At 31.2% G+C, this 20,144-nt stretch carries 12 protein-coding genes; 2 read left to right on the top strand and 10 right to left on the bottom strand.

The annotated features are described in order from the left end of the window. Positions 1–356: 356 nt before the first annotated feature. Together EI427_RS04360 and EI427_RS04355 are read right to left on the bottom strand one after the other, a co-directional pair. The gene (locus EI427_RS04360; protein ID WP_126612017.1) at positions 357–1,928 is read right to left on the bottom strand and encodes an arylsulfatase; all 1,572 of its coding nucleotides are present in this window, start codon (positions 1,926–1,928) and stop codon (positions 357–359) included. A gap of 345 nt (positions 1,929–2,273) precedes the next feature. After that, positions 2,274–3,836: an arylsulfatase gene (locus EI427_RS04355; RefSeq protein WP_126612015.1), complete on the bottom strand. Its 1,563-nt coding sequence runs from the start codon at positions 3,834–3,836 to the stop codon at positions 2,274–2,276. Between the two features lie 325 nt (positions 3,837–4,161). Between EI427_RS04355 and EI427_RS25860 the strand changes: the two genes are divergently transcribed. Both EI427_RS25860 and EI427_RS04350 read left to right on the top strand, forming a co-directional pair. Then, positions 4,162–4,323, top strand: a complete 162-nt coding sequence (locus tag EI427_RS25860; RefSeq protein ID WP_155523275.1) for a hypothetical protein — start codon at positions 4,162–4,164, stop codon at positions 4,321–4,323. A 294-nt stretch (positions 4,324–4,617) separates the two neighbouring features. Further along, positions 4,618–5,184: a YceI family protein gene (locus EI427_RS04350; RefSeq protein WP_126612013.1), complete on the top strand. Its 567-nt coding sequence runs from the start codon at positions 4,618–4,620 to the stop codon at positions 5,182–5,184. Positions 5,185–5,230: 46 nt separating this feature from the next. Here the strand turns inward: EI427_RS04350 and eat are convergent, their stop codons facing one another. The 8 genes from eat to EI427_RS04310 all read right to left on the bottom strand — a co-directional run bounded on the left by eat (position 5,231) and on the right by EI427_RS04310 (position 20,032). Continuing rightward, positions 5,231–6,544 (bottom strand): ethanolamine permease, encoded by a 1,314-nt coding sequence (gene eat / locus EI427_RS04345; RefSeq protein WP_126612011.1) that lies wholly within the window; start codon positions 6,542–6,544, stop codon positions 5,231–5,233. An 80-nt stretch (positions 6,545–6,624) separates the two neighbouring features. Continuing rightward, entirely contained in the window at positions 6,625–8,265 is a 1,641-nt protein-coding gene (locus EI427_RS04340) for an AMP-binding protein (RefSeq protein WP_126612009.1), read from the bottom strand. Positions 8,266–8,415: 150 nt separating this feature from the next. After that, a complete protein-coding gene (gene mmuM / locus EI427_RS04335) occupies positions 8,416–9,330 on the bottom strand; it encodes a homocysteine S-methyltransferase (protein WP_126612007.1) in 915 nt (304 codons plus the stop codon). A gap of 52 nt (positions 9,331–9,382) precedes the next feature. Continuing rightward, complete coding sequence (locus EI427_RS04330) at positions 9,383–11,341, bottom strand: DUF3857 domain-containing protein (protein WP_126612005.1); 1,959 nt, start codon at positions 11,339–11,341, stop codon at positions 9,383–9,385. A 15-nt stretch (positions 11,342–11,356) separates the two neighbouring features. Then, positions 11,357–13,321 carry a DUF3858 domain-containing protein gene (locus EI427_RS04325; RefSeq protein ID WP_126612003.1) on the bottom strand — a complete coding sequence of 655 codons (1,965 nt, stop codon included), beginning with the start codon at positions 13,319–13,321 and terminating at the stop codon, positions 11,357–11,359. After that, a complete protein-coding gene (locus EI427_RS04320) occupies positions 13,321–15,201 on the bottom strand; it encodes a DUF3857 domain-containing protein (RefSeq protein WP_126612000.1) in 1,881 nt (626 codons plus the stop codon). The genes EI427_RS04325 and EI427_RS04320 overlap by 1 nt, the downstream gene beginning before the upstream one ends. A 132-nt stretch (positions 15,202–15,333) precedes the next feature. Continuing rightward, entirely contained in the window at positions 15,334–16,950 is a 1,617-nt protein-coding gene (locus EI427_RS04315) for a RagB/SusD family nutrient uptake outer membrane protein (RefSeq protein ID WP_126611998.1), read from the bottom strand. A gap of 19 nt (positions 16,951–16,969) precedes the next feature. Beyond that, positions 16,970–20,032 carry a SusC/RagA family TonB-linked outer membrane protein gene (locus tag EI427_RS04310; RefSeq protein WP_126611996.1) on the bottom strand — a complete coding sequence of 1,021 codons (3,063 nt, stop codon included), beginning with the start codon at positions 20,030–20,032 and terminating at the stop codon, positions 16,970–16,972. Positions 20,033–20,144: the final 112 nt, after the last annotated feature.

Below are 20,144 nucleotides of genomic sequence, written 5' to 3'. Positions count from 1 at the left end.
AGAATAAAGCAGTTACTTATAAAAATAAATTGAATAAAAATATTCAACTTTTCTAAATTTGGGTAATTGGGCGTAAGAACATACGAAAAAAGTATCACTCCTATTAGTGATATAAAAAATGCGATGTAATAGATTTTTGTTTTACTCATAAAAGCCCCTGATTTTTGAATAACTTAAGACTCAAAATAACATATTTTCTTATAAAATACACCCTTACGTAATAAGAAACATCAAAACATATAATTATAAGCGTAAATACTACACATTGATAAAGGTGTAAGATTAAATACATAAAAAAATCTCTCTTTCATTTCTGAAAAAGAGACTCTCTATTATTAACTAATGTATGATCTGGATTATTGACCTGCTTTCGCTGCTCCTTTATCCATCATTTGGTATAACATTTCTTGCATTTTACCAGGAGATAGTGTTTCTGGTCGCTGGCGTGGAGGGAAGTCTTTAAAGCTCATAAAGAACTGACCTAACATTTGTTTTGCTGGAACAAATAACCACATTTTTTGACCGTACCATTTTAAGTACATCCCAGAATGATCTGCAGCTTCGTATGGATCTTGAGCTAAATTGTAAATCTTAGGCCATGAAACTTCGAATCTGTGACCTGAGAACCACATATCTGGACCTTCACCTTCTTGGATTACAAAGTGAATTTTCCAATCATTCCAACGCATTGCTTGGATCATTCCATTATCAGCTACATAGAAAAATGTATCTCTAGCTGATTTTTCTGATTTGCCAGTAAAGTAATCCCATTGGTTATAACCATCTAAATGTAACTTGAATGTTTTATCACCAACTGTCATCCCTTCTTTCATTTTTTCAACCAACTTAGTATCACCAGTTGCTGCTGCATACAATGTAGGCATCATATCTTCATGAGAAACAATACCGTTTAATCTACGTCCTGTGCTTTTGATTTCTTTTGGATATCTAATAACAAACGGTACACGAACACCACCTTCCCAAGTAGATCCTTTCTCACCACGGAATGGAGAAATACCACCGTCAGGCCATGTCATTTTTTCAACACCATTATCTGTAGTGAAAATAACAATAGTATTTTCTGCAACACCTAATTCCTCTAATTTATTTAATAATAAACCAACATTATCATCAAGTTCTTTCATGCCTGCACCGTATAAACCGTAATCATGAAGGTACTGTTTGTATTTATCATTTAAGTGCGTAAATGCGTGCATACGAGTAGAGTTAAACCAAACAAAGAAAGGTTTGTCCTCTTTAACTGCTTGTGTCATGAATCTTTCAGAAGCCTGTAAGAAATCCTCATCTACATCTTCCATTCGCTTTTTTGTTAAAGGACCCGTATCAGAAATACGTCCATCAGCATAAGAATGAATTACCCCTCTAGGCCCGTATTTTTTCTTAAATGCTGGGTCTGTAGGGTAAGCAGGATCTTCTGGCTCCTCTTCTGCATTTAAATGGTAAAGATTTCCATAAAATTCATCAAAACCATGATTTGTTGGTAAGAATTCGTCTCTATCACCTAAGTGATTTTTACCAAATTGACCAGTTGCATAACCATAAGGTTTTAATAACTCTGCTATCGTTGCATCTTCATCTTGTAAACCTATTTTAGAACCTGGCATACCTATAGTTGACAAACCTGTTCTTAATGGTGATTGGCCTGTAATGAAAGCTGCTCTACCTGCCGTACAAGATTGTTGACCATATTCTGAAGTTAAAACAACACCTTCTTTACCTATTTCGTCAATATTTGGAGTTTGATAAGCAAGCATGCCATTATTGTAGGTACTAACGTTCCCATACCCAATGTCATCACCCATAATTACTAATATATTTGGTCTATCCTTTGTTTTGCCTTTTTGAGCAAACGCTCCAATTGACGTCATTAGTAGTAACCCTACTGTAAGTATCCTTTTGTTCATCATTATATAATTTTAATAAAGTTTTATTTAATATGTAATACTTATTTAATAGTACATTTAAATAAATGATATATAAAGAAAAACGCCTCTGGCTATATTTAGTTTCATATTAAACTAAATATTTAAAGTTGTTAAAACAGAAAAGAAAAATTTAGACTTTTTATGATATCAGATAATCGCTTTTTGATATTTAATTGTCCTTTAAAATTAAAAAGTAAAGAAATAAAGTTATTTTTTGAGAACTTTTAAAATACTAAAATCAATATAGATTGATATCAAACATAAAAAAACCCTTATATGTTAAACATATAAGGGTTTGCAAATTGTACTATCTAAATAATACTCAAATTAGTTCTTTGGTGTTCTATCCATCATTTGATATAACATCTCTTGCATTTTACCAGGACTTAATAATTCTGGTCTTTGGCGAGGAGGAAATTCTTTAAAGCTCATAAAGAATTCTCCTAATTTTTCTTTTGCTGGAACAAATAACCACATTTTTTGTCCGTACCATTTTAAGTACATTCCAGAATGATCAGCAGATTCATAAGGATCTTGTGCTAAGTTATAGATCTTTGGCCATGAAAGGGCAAATCTATGACCAGAGAACCACATATCAGGACCTTCACCTTCTTGAACAATAAAGTGGATTTTCCAATCATCCCAACGCATTGCTTGGATCATTCCATTATCTGCTACATAGAAGAATGCATCTCTTCTCGATTTTTCTTCTTTCCCTGTAAAGTAATCCCATTGGTTATAACCATCTAAATGTACTTTATAAGTTTGCTCTTCACCTTTGTAACCTTTTGTTTTTAAAGTCTCCTTTAAATCATCTTTGCCAGTTACTGCAGCATATAGTGTAGGCATCATGTCTTCATGAGAAACAATACCATTTAATTTACGACCTGTATCTTTTATTCCGTTAGGATATTTTATTACGAATGGTACACGAACACCACCTTCCCAAGTAGATCCTTTTTCACCACGGAATGGAGAAATACCACCGTCAGGCCATGTCATTTTTTCAACACCATTATCTGTAGTGAAAATAACAATAGTATTTTCTGCAACACCTAATTCTTCTAATTTATTTAATAACGTACCAACTTGATTATCAAGTTCTGTCATACCTGCACCATATAAGCCATACTTGTTCACTAATTTCTTAGATTCTTCTGTAAGGTGAGTAAATACGTGCATACGAGTTGAGTTGAACCATACAAAGAATGGCTTATCTTCGTTAACTGCTTTTTCCATGAAGTTGATAGAGGCATTCATAAATTCGCCATCTACAGTTTCCATTCTCTTTTTATTTAAAGGACCTGTATCAGAGATACGTCCGTCTGCATAAGAATGAATAACACCTCTTGGACCATATTTTTTCTTAAATTCAGGGTCTGTAGGGTAAGCAGGATCTTCTGGCTCCTCTTCAGCATTTAAGTGATAAAGATTACCAAAGAACTCATCAAAACCATGGTTTGTTGGTAAAAATTCATCTCTATCGCCTAAGTGATTTTTACCAAATTGACCAGATGTATAACCTAGTGGTTTTAAAACTTCTGCAATTGTTGGATCTTCTTTTTGGATACCAATTTTAGAACCTGGCATTCCAATAGTAGATAAACCTGTTCTTAATGGAGATTGTCCAGTAATAAAAGCAGCTCTACCTGCTGTACATGATTGTTGTGCATATTGTGAAGTTAATGTTACTCCTTTTTCACCAATACCATCAATATTTGGTGTTTGATATGCTAACATTTTATTATTATAAATACTGACGTTTCCATATCCAACATCATCACCCATAATTACCAAAATATTTGGCTTTTTATTTTTCTTAGATTTCTGAGCGAACATTGCTCCAGCAGTCATTAATAAGACTGAAATTGTTAGTAAAATATTTCTCATTTCTAATTTGTATTGTGTCTATAAAGACATTCTAGTTATCTCATTTTTACCAGTTGAAGTTGATCAACCTTCTACCGTTTTGTTGATACAAATATTATAAATTAATTTGATTTAATATCAAACAATATTTTATATTTAACACAATTAATAATTGATTAACTGGTTTTTATAAATAAATTTTAATTAGTTAATTTCACTACTAACATTTTAATTAAATGAAATATAACTATTTACAATACGGGTATAGAAAATATCAATTTACAATTACCAACTGATCATCTTACCTTTGAAGTGTAAAATAATTATCAACCTAATCTATTGAAATATGAATAATCAAGAACAAATAATAGACTGTCCAAATTGCTGGGGTTATCAAGAATACCAAGAAGAACAAAAAGCGAAAAATTCTGATAGCGATGTAAATGTTACTTTAAAAAAGAAGGTATTGTTCTCTATCAAAGGAGAAGAAGTTATAGATCACGATTAAGTAACAAAATATCAGTTTAAACTATTTCCCTTTTGAAATCTTAAATTTGATACTCTCTTATAGTATTAACTTACTGATTTAATTGAAGTACCTAAATCGGTTTTTATAGCATAAACTATCACTTCGTTTCTGCTCTTTATTTTGATCAAATGTAAATGCTGCGACTACTAAAATAAGGTGAAACACGTAAACCTAAAAATTGTTAAAAACATAACATTTGTTTGAACAACAATTATCTATACATATATTTGCATCAACAAAAAAATAAATAAAAACACTATTACATTAATCATTATGAAAAAATTAGTTATCACAATCGCAGCAGTAGCATTAAGTATTGCATCATTTGGTCAAAAGATCGATCAAGAAGTTTCTAAAGTAAATTGGACCGCTTATAAAGTAGTTGGATCATCTCACACTGGGGATATTGCAATTAAAGAAGGTTCTTTTAAGATTAAGAAAGGAGAAGTAAAAGAAGGTGAGATTGTAATTGATCTTTCAACTTTAAATAGTACTGATTTAGAAGGTGAGTGGAAAGGTAAACTAGACGGACATTTAAAATCTGCTGATTTCTTTGACGTTGAAAAGTACCCTACAGCAACTTTTGTACTTAAAGAGGCAGTAAAAGAAGGTGACAACCACAAACTAAAAGGTGATTTAACAATCAAAGGAATTACACAAGAAGTAGTTTTTGATTCTAAACTTCAAAAAGTAGATAAAAACCATGTACTTGTAGGTAAAATTAAGATTGACAGAACTAAATTTGGTTTAAAATATGGTTCTAATTCATTCTTTGACAACTTAGGTGATAAAGCAATTGCAGATGAATTTGAAATTGATTTCAAAGTGCAAACTATCTAAGTAAGCAAAAATATAGTGCAGCCCAAAGTTAATCCTTTGGGCTTTTTTATGTCCTTTTTTTTCTAAAATTAAAAAGAAAATAAGTATATGTACCAAGCATTATTACTGTAAAAATAGTAGCCAAATGGAGATTATAATAGGTCATGGCTAACAGTGAGATTGTTGCAATAACTAATGCTATTAATGGAAATAACGGATAAAATGGAACGCTAAAAGGGCGATTTAAGTTCGGTTCTTTCTTCCTTAATGCAAACAATGAAAGCATTGAGATAATATACAATACCAATGCACCAAAACAGGCTATTGTAATAATTTCTGCTGTTTTACCAGTAAACAAAGCAATTATACCAATTACCATATTTACCAATAAAGCACTAATAGGGGTTTTAAATTTAGGATGTATTTTACTTAGAAATTTTGGTGCATAACCTTCTCTTCCAAATTCAAAAGTTGAACGCCCTGCTACTAAAATTATACCATGAAAAGAAGCAACGAGCCCTAATAAACCAATTCCAATTAATAGTTTATATAGAATATTACCTTCTGACACTACTTGTCCCAATGCTAAAGGTAATGGTGAATCCGATGGAACAGTACTTGATGGTAAATAAACAACAGTTTCCCAACCACCTACTCCAACAGCAGAAACAAAAGTAAGTACACATAAGATTACTAATGTGGAAATAGATGAACCAAACCCTAATAAAATACTTTTTGATGGATTCTTAGTTTCTTCTGCAACATTGGCCACTCCTTCAATAGCTAGAAAGAACCAAATTGCAAATGGAATTGAAGCAAAAATACCTGGTATTCCATTCGGAAAAGCATTACGTTCCAAATTAGAAAACTCAAAATGTGGTAATGTTACACCAGAAAAAATCAATAATTCTAAAACTGCTAATACTGTAATTATTAATTCGAAGGTAGCAGCTAGTTTCACACCTAAAATATTAATAGCAGTAAATATAAAATAAGCTGCTATTGCAAAATAAATTGTATCAATAGATGGATACAATAAGTTAAGGTATGCTCCAATTGCAGAAGCAATAGCTGGTGGAGCAAAAATAAATTCTATATTTTGAGCCATGCCACCAAGAAACCCTAATTTGGGGCCTAATCCTCTTTTTGCATATTCAAAAGCGCCTCCTGCTTTAGGGATTGCACATGCTAATTCAGTATAAGAGAAAGTAAAGGTTACGTACATAATTACTACAAAGAATGTAGCAATAGCCAAACCTAATGTTCCTCCTTCTGCTAATCCTAAATTCCACCCGAAATACATTCCAGAAATTACATACCCAACACCTAAACCCCATAACATTAATGGCGTAAGTGTTTTAGTTAATTGGGGAGCACTCATTATATAGTTACTTTTAGCTTAAATTTGTTTGTATTAAAAAGTAAAAAGTCACCCACTTTTAAATGGATGACTTCTTTATATTATTCAAAGATTATCACTTCATTTTTACTGAACCACTCAGCATAATATGGAGTATGAATCTTTTCTAAATTATTTCGTTTTAACTTTAGTGTTGGCGTTAAAAGACCATTATCAATTGTCCAATCTTCTTTCATTACAATAACTTTTGCTATTTTTTCGTAATTAGGAAGTTTCTGGTTTAATGTATCTAACGACTCTTTAAGAGATGCTTTTAAAGCATCTTGAGATAAATCTTTTCCTCCTTCTGAAGGAATAACCAACGCAATAGGTTGAGGGATACCAGTACCAACAACACAAACTTGTTCAATATTAGGATTATCAGATAAAGGCAATTCTAAATGATTTGGAGAAATATATTTCCCTTTATCAGTTTTAAATTGATCTTTCACTCTACCAACAATTGATAGATAACCATCATGATCGTATTCTCCTAAATCTCCTGTTTTCAAGAAACCATCTTCATCAAATAAAGCAGTTGTTTGTACTTCATCTTTAAAGTAGCCCATAGTTAGGCAATCACTCTTTAAACAAACTTCTCCTTCTCCAGATAATTTAGTTTGAATATGTGCATATTTCTGACCTACTGAACCTATTCTGTTCATACCAGGAAAGTTCATATGAGATACACATACATCTTCTGACATACCGTAACCTTGGTTTACATCTAAACCTAAAGTTTTAAACCATTCTTGTAAATCTGGAGAGATTGGAGCTGCTCCAGAAATAACAGAAACAGCTTCTTGTAAACCTAAAGCAGAAACAATTTTCTTTCTGATTACATTATTAATAAATGGTACTTTTAATAAAAAGTTCAACTTATTTTGCGGCATCTTTTTAAGAATACTTTCTTGGAATTTCTGGAAAATCCTTGGAACAGCAAAGAACATATGAGGTTTTGCTTCTGCAAGGTTTGCAGGGAAAGACTCTAATGATTCTGGGAAGGCTATACTTCCGCCTAAATATAAACCGATAAACTCATAAGCTGCTCTTTCTGCAATATGTGCTAAAGATAAGAATGCAAAGAATCTTGGATTTTTAGGTAAATCAAAATGATGTTCAAATTCGCTTACAGCAAACTGAACACTACCATACGAATGCATTACACCTTTAGGATTTCCAGTTGTACCAGAAGTGTACAAGATTGTCATTAAGTCCTCCTTTTTAGGCTTAAAGATATCCTGAAGTGGTTCATTTTTTCCTACTAATTCATCCCAACCTAATTTTTCATTCATGCCATGCATTTCTATTCCTATTTTAGGAATATCAGTCACCCCATCTTTCTGAGAAGCATAGTCGTCTAACTTACCAATAAAAATTGCTTTTGATTCTGAATGGTTAAGAATCTGATTTATTGTTTCTTTATCAGTTGTAGGATAAATAGGAATACTTACACACCCTGCCATTAAAATAGCTATATCAGCCATAATCCAATGCGAACAATTCTTTGATAAAATTGCTACATGGTCTCCTCGTTCCATTCCAATAGACTTCAATCCAGAAGCTATCTTTCTAATTTGATCTCCAGCTTCTTTATAAGATAAAGTAACTTTTGAGCCATTAATATTTTGATGAAGAAAAGGTTGATTTGGTGTTTCTTTTTCCCATTTCTGGAAAGCATCCAAGACTGATATAAATCTCATAGTAGTTTAGAATTAAGAGTGATGTTTAAAGTAATTATATTATGTGTATTTGAGTACTGATCTGAAAAATCTATATTTATATTTTAATTAACAAATATTTAAAGGATAAATATTAACATATAGACAGTAAATCACATTGTCGTACATCAATTAATCAATTGATTGTTCATATAATCCTAATTTCATGGCTTCAATATGTTCTGTTCCCATCATACAACAACCTCCAATTAACTTAGCTCCTAACATTTTCCATTCTTGAGCCATTAATGCACAATGGGACGGATCTGAAATTCCAGACCAAGTTTTTGTATCCGCATGATACACCTGACCAGAATTAGGATAAACCACGATATCTATTTCAGAATTACCTTTTTTTATTTCTGCAATTAATGAGGAAATGTATTCAGGTTTAGTACAATTCACCCCGAAAGCAATCACATTTTTCTTCCCTTTTAAATAGGCTGCTACTTCTTGAATAGGTGTACCATCATTTAGATGTTTTCCATCTTTACAAGAACAACTAATCCACCCCTCATGTATTGTGTTATCTAACAGGTTTACAATTGCTTTCACTTCATCAAAACTTGGCATTGTTTCACAAGCAAGTACATCAATATCGGTAGTATCAATAAGCAATAATCTTTCTTTATGAAATGCTATTAACTCTTCTACATCAATTCCATAATCACCTCTATATTCTGATCCATCTGCTAAAAAAGCACCATAAGGGCCAATACTTCCTGCTACAAAAAGCTCTTGTTTTATTCCCTTCTCCAAAGCTTCTTCTCTGGCTTTTATACCTAAAGCCGTCGTTTTTTTTATTAATTCAATACTCTCCTCTCGTGAGTTTCCATATTTCATTAATCCCTCTATTGTTGCTTGATAACTAGATGTAATTATACAACTTGCTCCTGCCATATAATATCCAAGATGAGCTTTAACAATAGCATCTTCATCCTCTTTCAATAATTTTGCAGACCAAAGTTCGTGATTTAAATCTATGCTCTGTGCTTCCAAAGCATTTGATAAACCTCCATCTAAGAGTATAGTTTTTGAAATATCCATGTTTATAAATTAGGTGATTTGGTTTTGTGGAGTATTCCTCATTAATAAAACTCTAATTACTTTCTTTATTAGAAAAAACTAAAGGAACTTGAATGGATTCATTTAGTAAATCATAAAACATTTTTAATCTTAGATACTGATTTTTTGTATAATAACTACTTTTAAAACGGTAAAATAATTTACACCACATAACTCCATTTTTTTCTTCTACTTTGTAAGAAAATGTTCCTATATCATTATCTACTTTTTTTTCAAAAAATTCAGAAATAACTTTATAACCTTCATTAATAGGAATAATAGCCTCAAAATGTTCTTGAATTACAAAGTCTAAATCAATTGGGTATTCTCTATCTTTAAGTGTTAATTTAGGGAATTGTATAGGACAATTAAGAAAAGGTTTAAAAGAAAATAAATTTGAAGTTTTATTGATTTCAACATCACCTTCAATTAAAACTCTATAACTCCTATCATTTTTATGATAATTATATGTTTTAAATCTATCAATACTTATAAAACCATTATTTAACGCTTCTTCGGTAATTAAAATACTATCATTAGCATATAATTTCCTCATATTAAGAGCAAAATAATTATTAAAAGTTGTATTTAAGTTTACTCTTGCATTTAGTGTTTCAAAATTGAGAGCAAAAGAGTACTTATTAATTATTTTTGAAACTGATTTATCATTAATATCAATCCATTGATCTTCTTTTTGGTTAACTACAATTCCTTTGCCATTAAAACACCTTGTTGGTAAAATATTATATGGCAATAGCTTTTCAGAAGCATCTGATAAAATCATTTCTCCATTAATTTCAATAAATGGAATAACATAATTATACAAATGTGTATAGGGGTAATTTGTAATTATCTTCCCATTCCCTTTTGTACCTAATAACACTGGACTAACCTCTATATTAGCGGCTTTTAATAGACCTATTAAGAACAAATTAATATCAGCTACATTTCCTGCTTTTGTTAAATTAAAACTCTCTAAAGATTGAGATGTATATTTGCTTAAACTGCCATTCCATTTGTAATTATTCTTAACAAATTCAATAATTATTTTTGCAATTTCTTTTTTATTCTCCTTTTTTTCGATTAAAGATGGCAGAATACTTTCACCTAATTCTTTGCTTAAATTTATATACTCTCCAAAGTTATCATCTTCTTCCAATACTTTATTTACAAGACCCCATGATGAGAAAATTCCAACCTCTTTTTTACCTCTAACATTAACTGAATTTAATTGAAAAATTATTTTCTTTAAATAATCTGACGAATTAGTCATATATTCTTCAGAAGAAAATGCTGGAATATCAGTAAGAATAAACTTATGCCCCATTTCTTTTCCACCCCAATTTCGGTCTCTTAATACCACTTTTGATTCTTTAAATGTAAATTTATTGATATTTTGGGTTGAGAATAAATAGGTAATATTTGGTATTAATTTCACAAAATATTCACTATAAACAGTGGGAATTATATCCTGAAAAGTCCATGAAGGTAACCTAAAATAAAATGGAGAATAGTGAGTATATTTATATTCTAAAATACTACCAACTTTGATCTTAGGAAAAACTACTTTTTTTACACCAAAATTTCTAGAAACCTTCTTATCATAAATAGTACTTCGATCTAGTTTTGTAGTTACAATTTTCTTCCCTTCATAATTATAAACAAAGCCATCAATTCTACTAATATCTTCGCTACGTCCATCTTCATTAATAAAATAACTTAATTCTGCTTGAGCATATTTGACTCCTTCTTCCGTCAAGATTTTTATCCTTTTGGTTCTTATTAGACGTATATCAGCTGTGTGTAAATGATTTTCAATAAACTCCACTTCCCCAATATCAAAAAGTATAACAGCATCAACTACTGAATCTGATTGATAATCCATGTCTACCTTAGAGATTTTTTTAAAAGTTCTTGATAGCTTCTTTTGTGCAAGAGTCATATTTGTCAAAAGAACTAAAGTAATAAGAAGAATCGGTGTTATTTTAATCATAATAAATAAGATTATTTATTGCTCCTCAATAGGAACAAAAATTAATGGCTGATTAATATTATCAATAAGAATATCAATAAATTCCTTTAACCTTTTATAATCAGAGGGAGGGTAGACATCTTTCTTAAAAGAATAATTTGCAGTTACTTTTAATCTGTTTTTCTCTTTAATTGTAGTAAAATCCATATCTAAAATATCATTACTCACTTTTTTTGATTCTGTGTTTATTTCTACATTATATCCATCAGGGATGTTAATAAAAGTTTCATATTTTGTATTCAGCAAGAATAAGAAATCAACAGGATATGTTCTTTTATCTTGTTTTAACATATTTTCTTGTAATGGAAAATTAAGAAAAGGCTTAACTATAATTCTACCAGCTATATTTTCAAGAGTATTTTCTCCTTGTGCAATGATTGTATATTTTCTATTTGGAGAATCATAGTGCCTTGTTTTTAATCTCTTTATTTCCTGAAACCCATTCTCATTTAAATCTTTAGAAATAGTAGCACTATCGTTCTCAAATGTATTTTTCTTTATATATGAAGCATAATTTGATGTAATTGAGGAATAAACAGTATTTATTGTGCTTTTATCAGTATCTATTTCCATCGAAAGTTTATTGATTTCATCTGAGTAAACTTTACTTCTTATATTGATCCATTGAGGGTTTTTACTATTTACTAACATTGCTTTATCATTAAAGCACCTTAATGGTAAATAATTAAAAGGTAAATGAATTGCAGTTGCATCAGTAACGAAACTCTTACCATTAACAGTAATATATGGTATTACATAATTATAATAATGAGTATAAGGGTAGTCAGTATGAATTTTACCATTAGATCTTGTGCTTAATATTACTGGTGAAACTTCAATCTCTGCTTCATCAAGTAGTCCTATTAGAAATAAATTTAGCTCAGCAGAATTTCCTGTTCTATTTTTATAAAATTCTTTTTCTTTTTGTCGAGCATATTTTCCTTTAAGCTGATTCCATTTAAAATTCTTCTTTACATAATTGATTATCCTTTTAGCTAACTCTTCTTTAGATGGACTATCTATCGATAATTCATCAATTATTTTTTTACCATCATTACCACTTTTTGATATAAAACCACCAAATTGATCATCTTTTAATAGATCCTTATTAAACTTTGCCCAAGTAGATACAACTTGAATTTCTGCTCCTTGTAGAGTATAATATTTACTCAACTGAAAATCTAACTGCATAAGGTAATCGTCCACAGATGTTATATAAGATTCATCTTTAAAAGCAGGAACATCTTCCATTATATATTTATGTCCCATTAAATTATAAGTAATACCTGCCCATCTATAATCTTCACTTTCTTTTTTTGATACCTGCTGTGAAAATTGAAGAATATTAGGTGCAGAAAATACATACCCATAAAATGGAATCATTTTTACAAAATATTCACTATAAATGGTTGGGATTCTGTCTTGAAATTCCCAGTGAGGTAATTGAAAAAGAAATGGTGAAATTATTGTCACTTTATATTCTACTATAGTACCTACCTTAACTTGTGGAAATGTAAATTTCTTAACGAGATAGTTCTTATGAATTTTCTCTTCGTAAATAGTTTTCACATCTAACGGAACAGTAGATGGTACACCTTTATTTAAATTGTAAGTAAACCCTTCTATTTTCTCTATACTTTCCTTCTTACCATTACTCCCAATATAAAGAGGGATGTCGACCATGGCATATTTTAATCCATTCTCATTAATGATTTTTACCCTCCTAGTTCTTACATAACGAATGTCAAAATTTCCTTTTAAATTTTCAATGAAATCTATTTCCCCTTTGTCAAATAAAATTACTGCTTCGGCATCTTTATCATCTGGTAAGTAATCTATATCATATGTACTAATATCATTATAATTAGTTGATAATTTTTGAGCATAAGTTATTTGACTTATTATAATTAATAGTAAGAAGCTTTTAAGTATTTTTAGCATTAGTGTATTGTTTTAGTTTGTTGTAAAATAAAAGAAGATTGTTTTGTTTTTGTTTTTACATCATTAAAAAAGGTATAGAATTCTTCATATTCTTTCAAAGGAACAGATTGAGAGTACAACTTAAAATTTCTTTGTAGTGTAACCTCCTTGTCATTAAACATGTAATTTTCTATATATTCACCATATTTTGTTTTAATAGAAATTGGTTTTGAAACTGATATTTTACTATCATCTAATACAGCAAATTTATAGGTGATTTTTTCTATTTTATTGACAGGAGTTGGAATATACACATCATGTAAACGATCTGATGGTTTTTCTATTTTAAAATCATATAACGGTTTTGGAGTAAATACAAACATATCTCCAATCTTTCTATGTGATTTTTTTAATGTGTATTTTAACTCAAGTTTAATACTGGTACTATCTCTATTTTCTAATAAAAAGGTATAATTTTCAAATTCTGCTTTTTGGTTTATCGTATAAAACTCTCTTAAATATTCCTTTTGATTCTTCTCTGTTTTTTTACTACTTATATATCTCAAAAAATCAAACTCAGGTCCTTTCATAACTAAAGTTGATTGAATAGTATTCTCTAATTGTTCATTAAGAGATATATTTATTGTTTTTATCTCTTCAACATCTGCAAGTGTTAAAGGGGGTAAATCAATTAAATGACTTTTTGAATTATCAAGCAATAATGCTTTCCTATTTTGTGTGAATGAACTCACACTATTAAAAGGTGAAATTGAAGACGTATTCTCTAAAAATAAGGTATCAGAATCAATATCTACACACAAAATTATATGATTAAATTGTTGGCTAGGGAAACTACTGTTAACCGATCGAGGAACATCTCCTGCATAAACAACAGTTGGGAAAGATGGAATACTTATTTCATCTAAAAGTGCTTTCATGTATGTCGTCAGAGCTTTGCAATCACCATATTTATTTTTTACCACATACTCTGCAGGGTACGATTTAAAGCCTCCTACATCAAAAGAAACATTAATATACCTAGTTTCATCCTGCAGATAATGATATAGTTTTCGGACCTTTTCTTTTTTATCTGTTATTGTATCTACTAGATTATGAATGTATTGTTTTTCTGATAATGGCAACTGATATAATCCTGCGTTAAGAGTGTAAATCCAATCTCCAAATGCTTTCCATGAAGTATTACTGCCACTTACTCCGTACTTAAAATAAGTAGGAACAATATTTACAGGTTTTATTATATCAAAAATTGGCTTGCTAAATCGTTGACTTTTAATATTATACTTAATGTTGTTTTTCAAATGCCATTTTTTATATATTCTAGCTGTTTCTCCACTCTCTTCTAAATCATAAATTTCAGGTGTTATAATACTGACTTCATAATCCTTAGGAAAATCAACCTCTAGTGATGCATCCAAGGTTTTAATTCCTGTATATAAAAAAGGCACCCAATTGGCAATTGTAATAAACTCACTACTTACCTTTTTATATTTATAATGAATAGCATAAGGATATGTATACCAACTTAGTTTAAACTTTTTTTGCTTACTATCTTCATAAAATACGCCATTAGATATACTACTAATTTCTGAAATATCATCTTTTTTAATGGTTCTAACTTTGTTACCATTAGCATCTAAAACATACGCTTCTAGTATAGATAATTTTTCTAAGCTATTGAAATGTATAGCGATATCACCATAATGATCTGCATCTACAGCATTAATTTTTAAAACGACATTAACCGTTTCTATTTTTTTATTTTTATGTATTTCTATATGCTTATTGTACTTCTGTACAACGGCATTATCTGCAAAAGAAGCAGTAGAAAAGAGTAAAAAGCACCAAATTAGCTGTAGAAAATTGTTAATATTAATAGTCATATTGAAGTTTGCTAAGTATAATTTGGGATAAATTACAAAAAAACTGGAAGTACCCAATGGATACTTCCAGTAATATTTATTTAAATCTACTTCTATGAAGCCACGTAATTCGTCTACCTGTCTAAAGTATTATTACCAACCTTCGTTTTGTTTTAAATTTGGGTTTGATGATAACTCTTCTATTGGAATAGGAAAATATGCATTTTTTGCATCGAATGTTCTAACATCAGAATTTAGCTCTCCATCTTTTACTTTTTGATTTTCGAAATCAGAAAATGATGATAAAGTAGCATCTAATTTACCCCATCTTCTAAGGTCAAACCATCTGTGCCCTTCGAAGGCTAATTCTGCCATTCTTTCATATTCAATATCATCCATTGTTACATTAGATACTAAAGTTGTATAACCTGATCTTTGGCGAACTTCATTGATGTAACCTGCCGCTGCTCCTCCTTCTCCTAATTGTACTTTTGCTTCTGCAGCTAATAGTAATACTTCTGCATAACGTAAGATTCGTTCATTTGTACCCGCAGAATATTCCCATTCTGGCTCAGCTCTTTCTGTTGTTCTAGCATCGTATTTCATACGTAAATACCCTTCAATTTGCCATCTTTTAGCTTCCCAACCAGACCATTTTACAGAATCTGATGTTTCAGGTTTGTAATCAGCAGGTTGATCTGCAATATAAGTTTCATAAACTCCACCTGGTTCATAATACTTTGCTTTAAAATCATCCCAAGAAATCAAACTTTGGTCACGTCTTGGATCATTTGCGTCAAACTTTTTATAAATCCATTCCGTTGGGTTTTGGAAACCCCATCCGCCTCTATTTATTGTATGTGCACCTGCAAAATCACGTGGTCCGCAAAGTACCATATTAATAGAACTTTCAGCATCATCTGGGTTCCAAGGAAAACCATTACCGTAAGGATTGTTCGATCTAAAGCCAATCTCCCATAAAGATTCTTTGCCCCACTCACCTGGTACGTGAAGAACATCATCAAATTTTTGTTCTAAAGAATATTCTCCAGATTTAATGACCTTATCTAATAAATTAAATGCAGCTGCATATTCTTTATTTTGGAACATATATGTTTTTGCTAAAATTGTTTGAGCAAAACCTTTCCCCATTCTCCATTTTGCAGGTTGTGTTTCGGGAATTAAATCAATTGCCGCTAAAAGATCTTTTTCTATTTGTGTATAAATCTCTGCTTGAGTTGATTTCTCTACATAATATTCTTCTGTCGATTGTTCCTTCAAAACTAAAGGGACATCTTTAAACATATTTGTCAACTCAAAATACATATATGCTCTTAAAGCCATTGCTTCGCCTACAATTGCAGCTTTTGCACCAACTGGTTCTACTTTTTCAATTATCAAGTTAGCTCTGTAAATTGTAAAATAATAGGCCCTCCAAACATCCCATACATTAGGAGTAGACTGTGTATTTATATATAAATTAATTTGTTGTAACCAAGCCTGATCACCAACATCTCCACCACCAGCATTAATCATATCTGATGGAATTGCCTTTAATAAACGAGGGCTAACATACCCTGTAGATGCATACTGTCTTTGCAATTGAGCATAAGCTGCTACCAATGCTTGTTCTGCTTGTTCATCCGTTTTATAAAAGTCTTCAACGGGTTGAGCACCTGGTTGGTCTATTACTAGCCATTCTTTCTGACAAGATGTGCCAAGAATAATAAAAGTGACTAATAATCCTATATTTTTAAGAAGTGTTTTCATTGTTGTAGTTCGTTAAGTATTAAAGCGAAATGTTAAGTCCGAACATTAATTTGCGAGGTGTAGGATATACTCCTTTGTCAATACCAAGTGCATTTGGATCATTATTACCAGCAATTGGATCCATACCAGGGTATTTATTAAAAGTAAAGAAATCATCAAGTGAAACATATACTCTTAATCCACCTACATGAATTTTTTCCATTAATTGTTTTTCGAAAGTATACCCAAATTGCATTTGCTTAATTCTAAAGAAATCTGCACTCTGCACTAAGAAGTCTGATTGATAGAATTCAGATTGTGTTGTAGGTCTTGGCATTGATCCTCCTCTATTACTTTCCGTCCAACGGTCGTCATAGAAATGAGTTAATGTATTTGCTTTCAATCTATCTGGTCTAAACCAACCAATTACTGCTTGAGAGCCTGCTTGGCCTTGCATTACCATATTAAAATCAAACCCTTTGTACGAAGCAAAAATTTGACCTCCATACGTTACATCTGGATGTGGATCTCCAATATTTGTTTTATCTCCATCTGTAATTTCACCATCACCATCTTTGTCTACAAAAATAGGGTCTCCATTATCAGAATTTACTCCTGCTGTTTCATACCCTCTAAAGTACCACATTGGATAACCTTCTTGGAATACAGTTGCTTGTTGCCATCCGGGGCCAATATTCGCACCCGCAATATATGGTGCTGGAGTATTTACTTTAATCACCTTATTTTTAAGTGTAGCAAAGTTTAAATTTACACCGTACTGAAACTCATGATCATGATTAGAGTATCCTAAAACGACCTCTACACCAGTATTTTCAACATCACCTAAATTTGTACTTGGAGCCCAGTTACCAACAGATGCAGGAACTTGTGCAACAGACAGCAAGTCTCTTGTAATTTTTCTATACCAATCTAGGCCAAAAGATACTTTACCATCAAATGCATTAAGATCTATACCAATGTTTGTTTGTTCTGAAGTTTCCCAAGTTAAATCTGGGTTAGGTAGAACAGATGGTTCAGCTCCAAAAATCAAATCATTACCAGGAACAACAAGGTTAATTCTATCTGTTCTCATTGAAGGAGAATATAAATACCTTCCCGGAATAGATTTTATACTACCATTTTGTCCCCAAGAACCTCTTAGTTTTAAGTAATCGATCACAAAATCTTCTGGGAAGAACTCTTCGTTAGAGATATTCCAACCTGCTGAGAAAGAAGGAAAAACACCAGAAATATTTTTGTAAGGTACCATTGCAGTACTTGTCATATCATTCCTTACCGTTGCAGTAAGCATATAACGGTTCTTATAATCATAAGATACTCTACCAAAATAAGAAACCATTCTATTCTCATCCGTCCAAGAATTTAAATCGTTATTTGCAACTCCTGTATATGCATGCTCATTATAAAGTGGGTCATTCACATTCATAGGTCCCGAAGCAGTATTTAATACTCTCCATTCACTTTGTTGTGCAGACATACCTACAGTAGCAGCAATTGTATGATCTCCAAATGTTTTGTTATAAGTAGCAAAGTTCTCCCACATCCATTGGAAATATCGAGTATTATTATCTGTCACTTTTAAAGTATTGCTATTATTATCAGCACCAGACCAGAAAGGTTTATCATAATAATGATCTCTTTCTGTATTCCATTCAATAGATGGTCTAGATGTAAAACTAAACCCTTCAAAAGGCTTAATTTCTAATGCCATAACACCTAAAAACTTATCACGTTGTTTACCTCCATTACCTAATTCCATTTGTACAAATGGGTTTGTAGATTCTGATAATCCTTGATTTGATGTAGAATAATATCTTCCTTGAGCATCTTTGTACATTGGGAAACCACTATTGATACCAGCAATTGTATTTGCATTTTCTTTACCTGGTTCAAAAGCAACAGGAATTGTTGGTTCTAAAGATAAAGCAGATGTCATTAAGCCTCTGTACTCATCTTGATCTGTAAGAGATTTCCTATTTTCTCTAGAATAAGTAAGATTACTTGATAAATTTGCCCATTTCTTTAATTGTTGTTTTACATTAAAACGAGCGTTTAAACGATCATAACTTGCTTTATCTCCACCTACAATACCATCTTGTTCATAATAGTTTAAAGAAGTATAATAAGTAGTGGTTTCTGAACCTCCTTGCATTGAAAGTGTATGACTCTGAATTGGGGCATTTTCTACTACTTGATCTACCCAATTTGTATTGTACCCAGTTGGCGTTAATGGAGTATTACCAGGATTATGCTGATTCATTTCATTTTGAAACTGAATATATTGATCGGCATTTAATGTCTTTGGTAAGTTCCTCTTATCAGCACTTTGAATTCCGTATCTAAAGTTATATGATATTTTTGCTTCCCCTTTTTGACCTGCTTTCGTTGTTACTAAAATAACACCATTACCACCTTCAGAACCGTAAATAGCAGCAGATGCAGCATCTTTTAATACTTCAATACTTTCAATATCTTCTGGAGCTAAGTCTGATATTGATCCAGATTTTATACCATCAATTATATATAACGGCTCCGAATTACCATTTGATCCTGCTCCACGTATTCTAACTTTTGCATCTGCACCAGGCATACCTGAATTTGGTGTTAACGACACCCCTGGAGTAATACCTGCCATTGCATCTGTTAATGTACCAGATGATCTATTTTGAAGTAGTTCTGTATCTACACTTGTTGTTGCACCTGTTATTAAGCTTTTCTTTTGAACACCATAACCAACAACAACAACTTCCTCTAGTTGTTCTGCATCTACTTCTAACGAAATAGAAAATTTAGTTTTACTTCCAATTTGTGTTTCTTGAGTTTTATATCCAATAAAAGAAAACATTAAAATCTGACTTTCTTCTGGAACAGATAGTGTAAATTTCCCATCAAAGTCTGTTACTGTACCTATAACAGTACCTTTTACTTGAACATTTACTCCAGGTAAAGGAGTCGATGTTTCTCCATCTAAAATTGTTCCCGATAAGGTCTTGTCTTGTGCAAAAGTATTGGCATGCACCATCATGAACAAAGTAAATGTGAAAAGCCACATGCTACTTTTAATATTGTATTTGCTTAGCATTGTTATTTTTGAAAAAAGAGTAATAAATTTCCTAAATAGAGTTCCTATTTAGATTGCTTTGATACCAGTAAGAGTAAGCTGATATTCCCATTCTATATGCACCTTAATTGAA

It is taken from the genome of Flammeovirga pectinis, assembly GCF_003970675.1.
Classification (GTDB): domain Bacteria; phylum Bacteroidota; class Bacteroidia; order Cytophagales; family Flammeovirgaceae; genus Flammeovirga; species Flammeovirga pectinis.
Note: the sequence above shows the minus strand (reverse complement) of the source record. Positions and strands in the feature narration are given on the sequence as shown.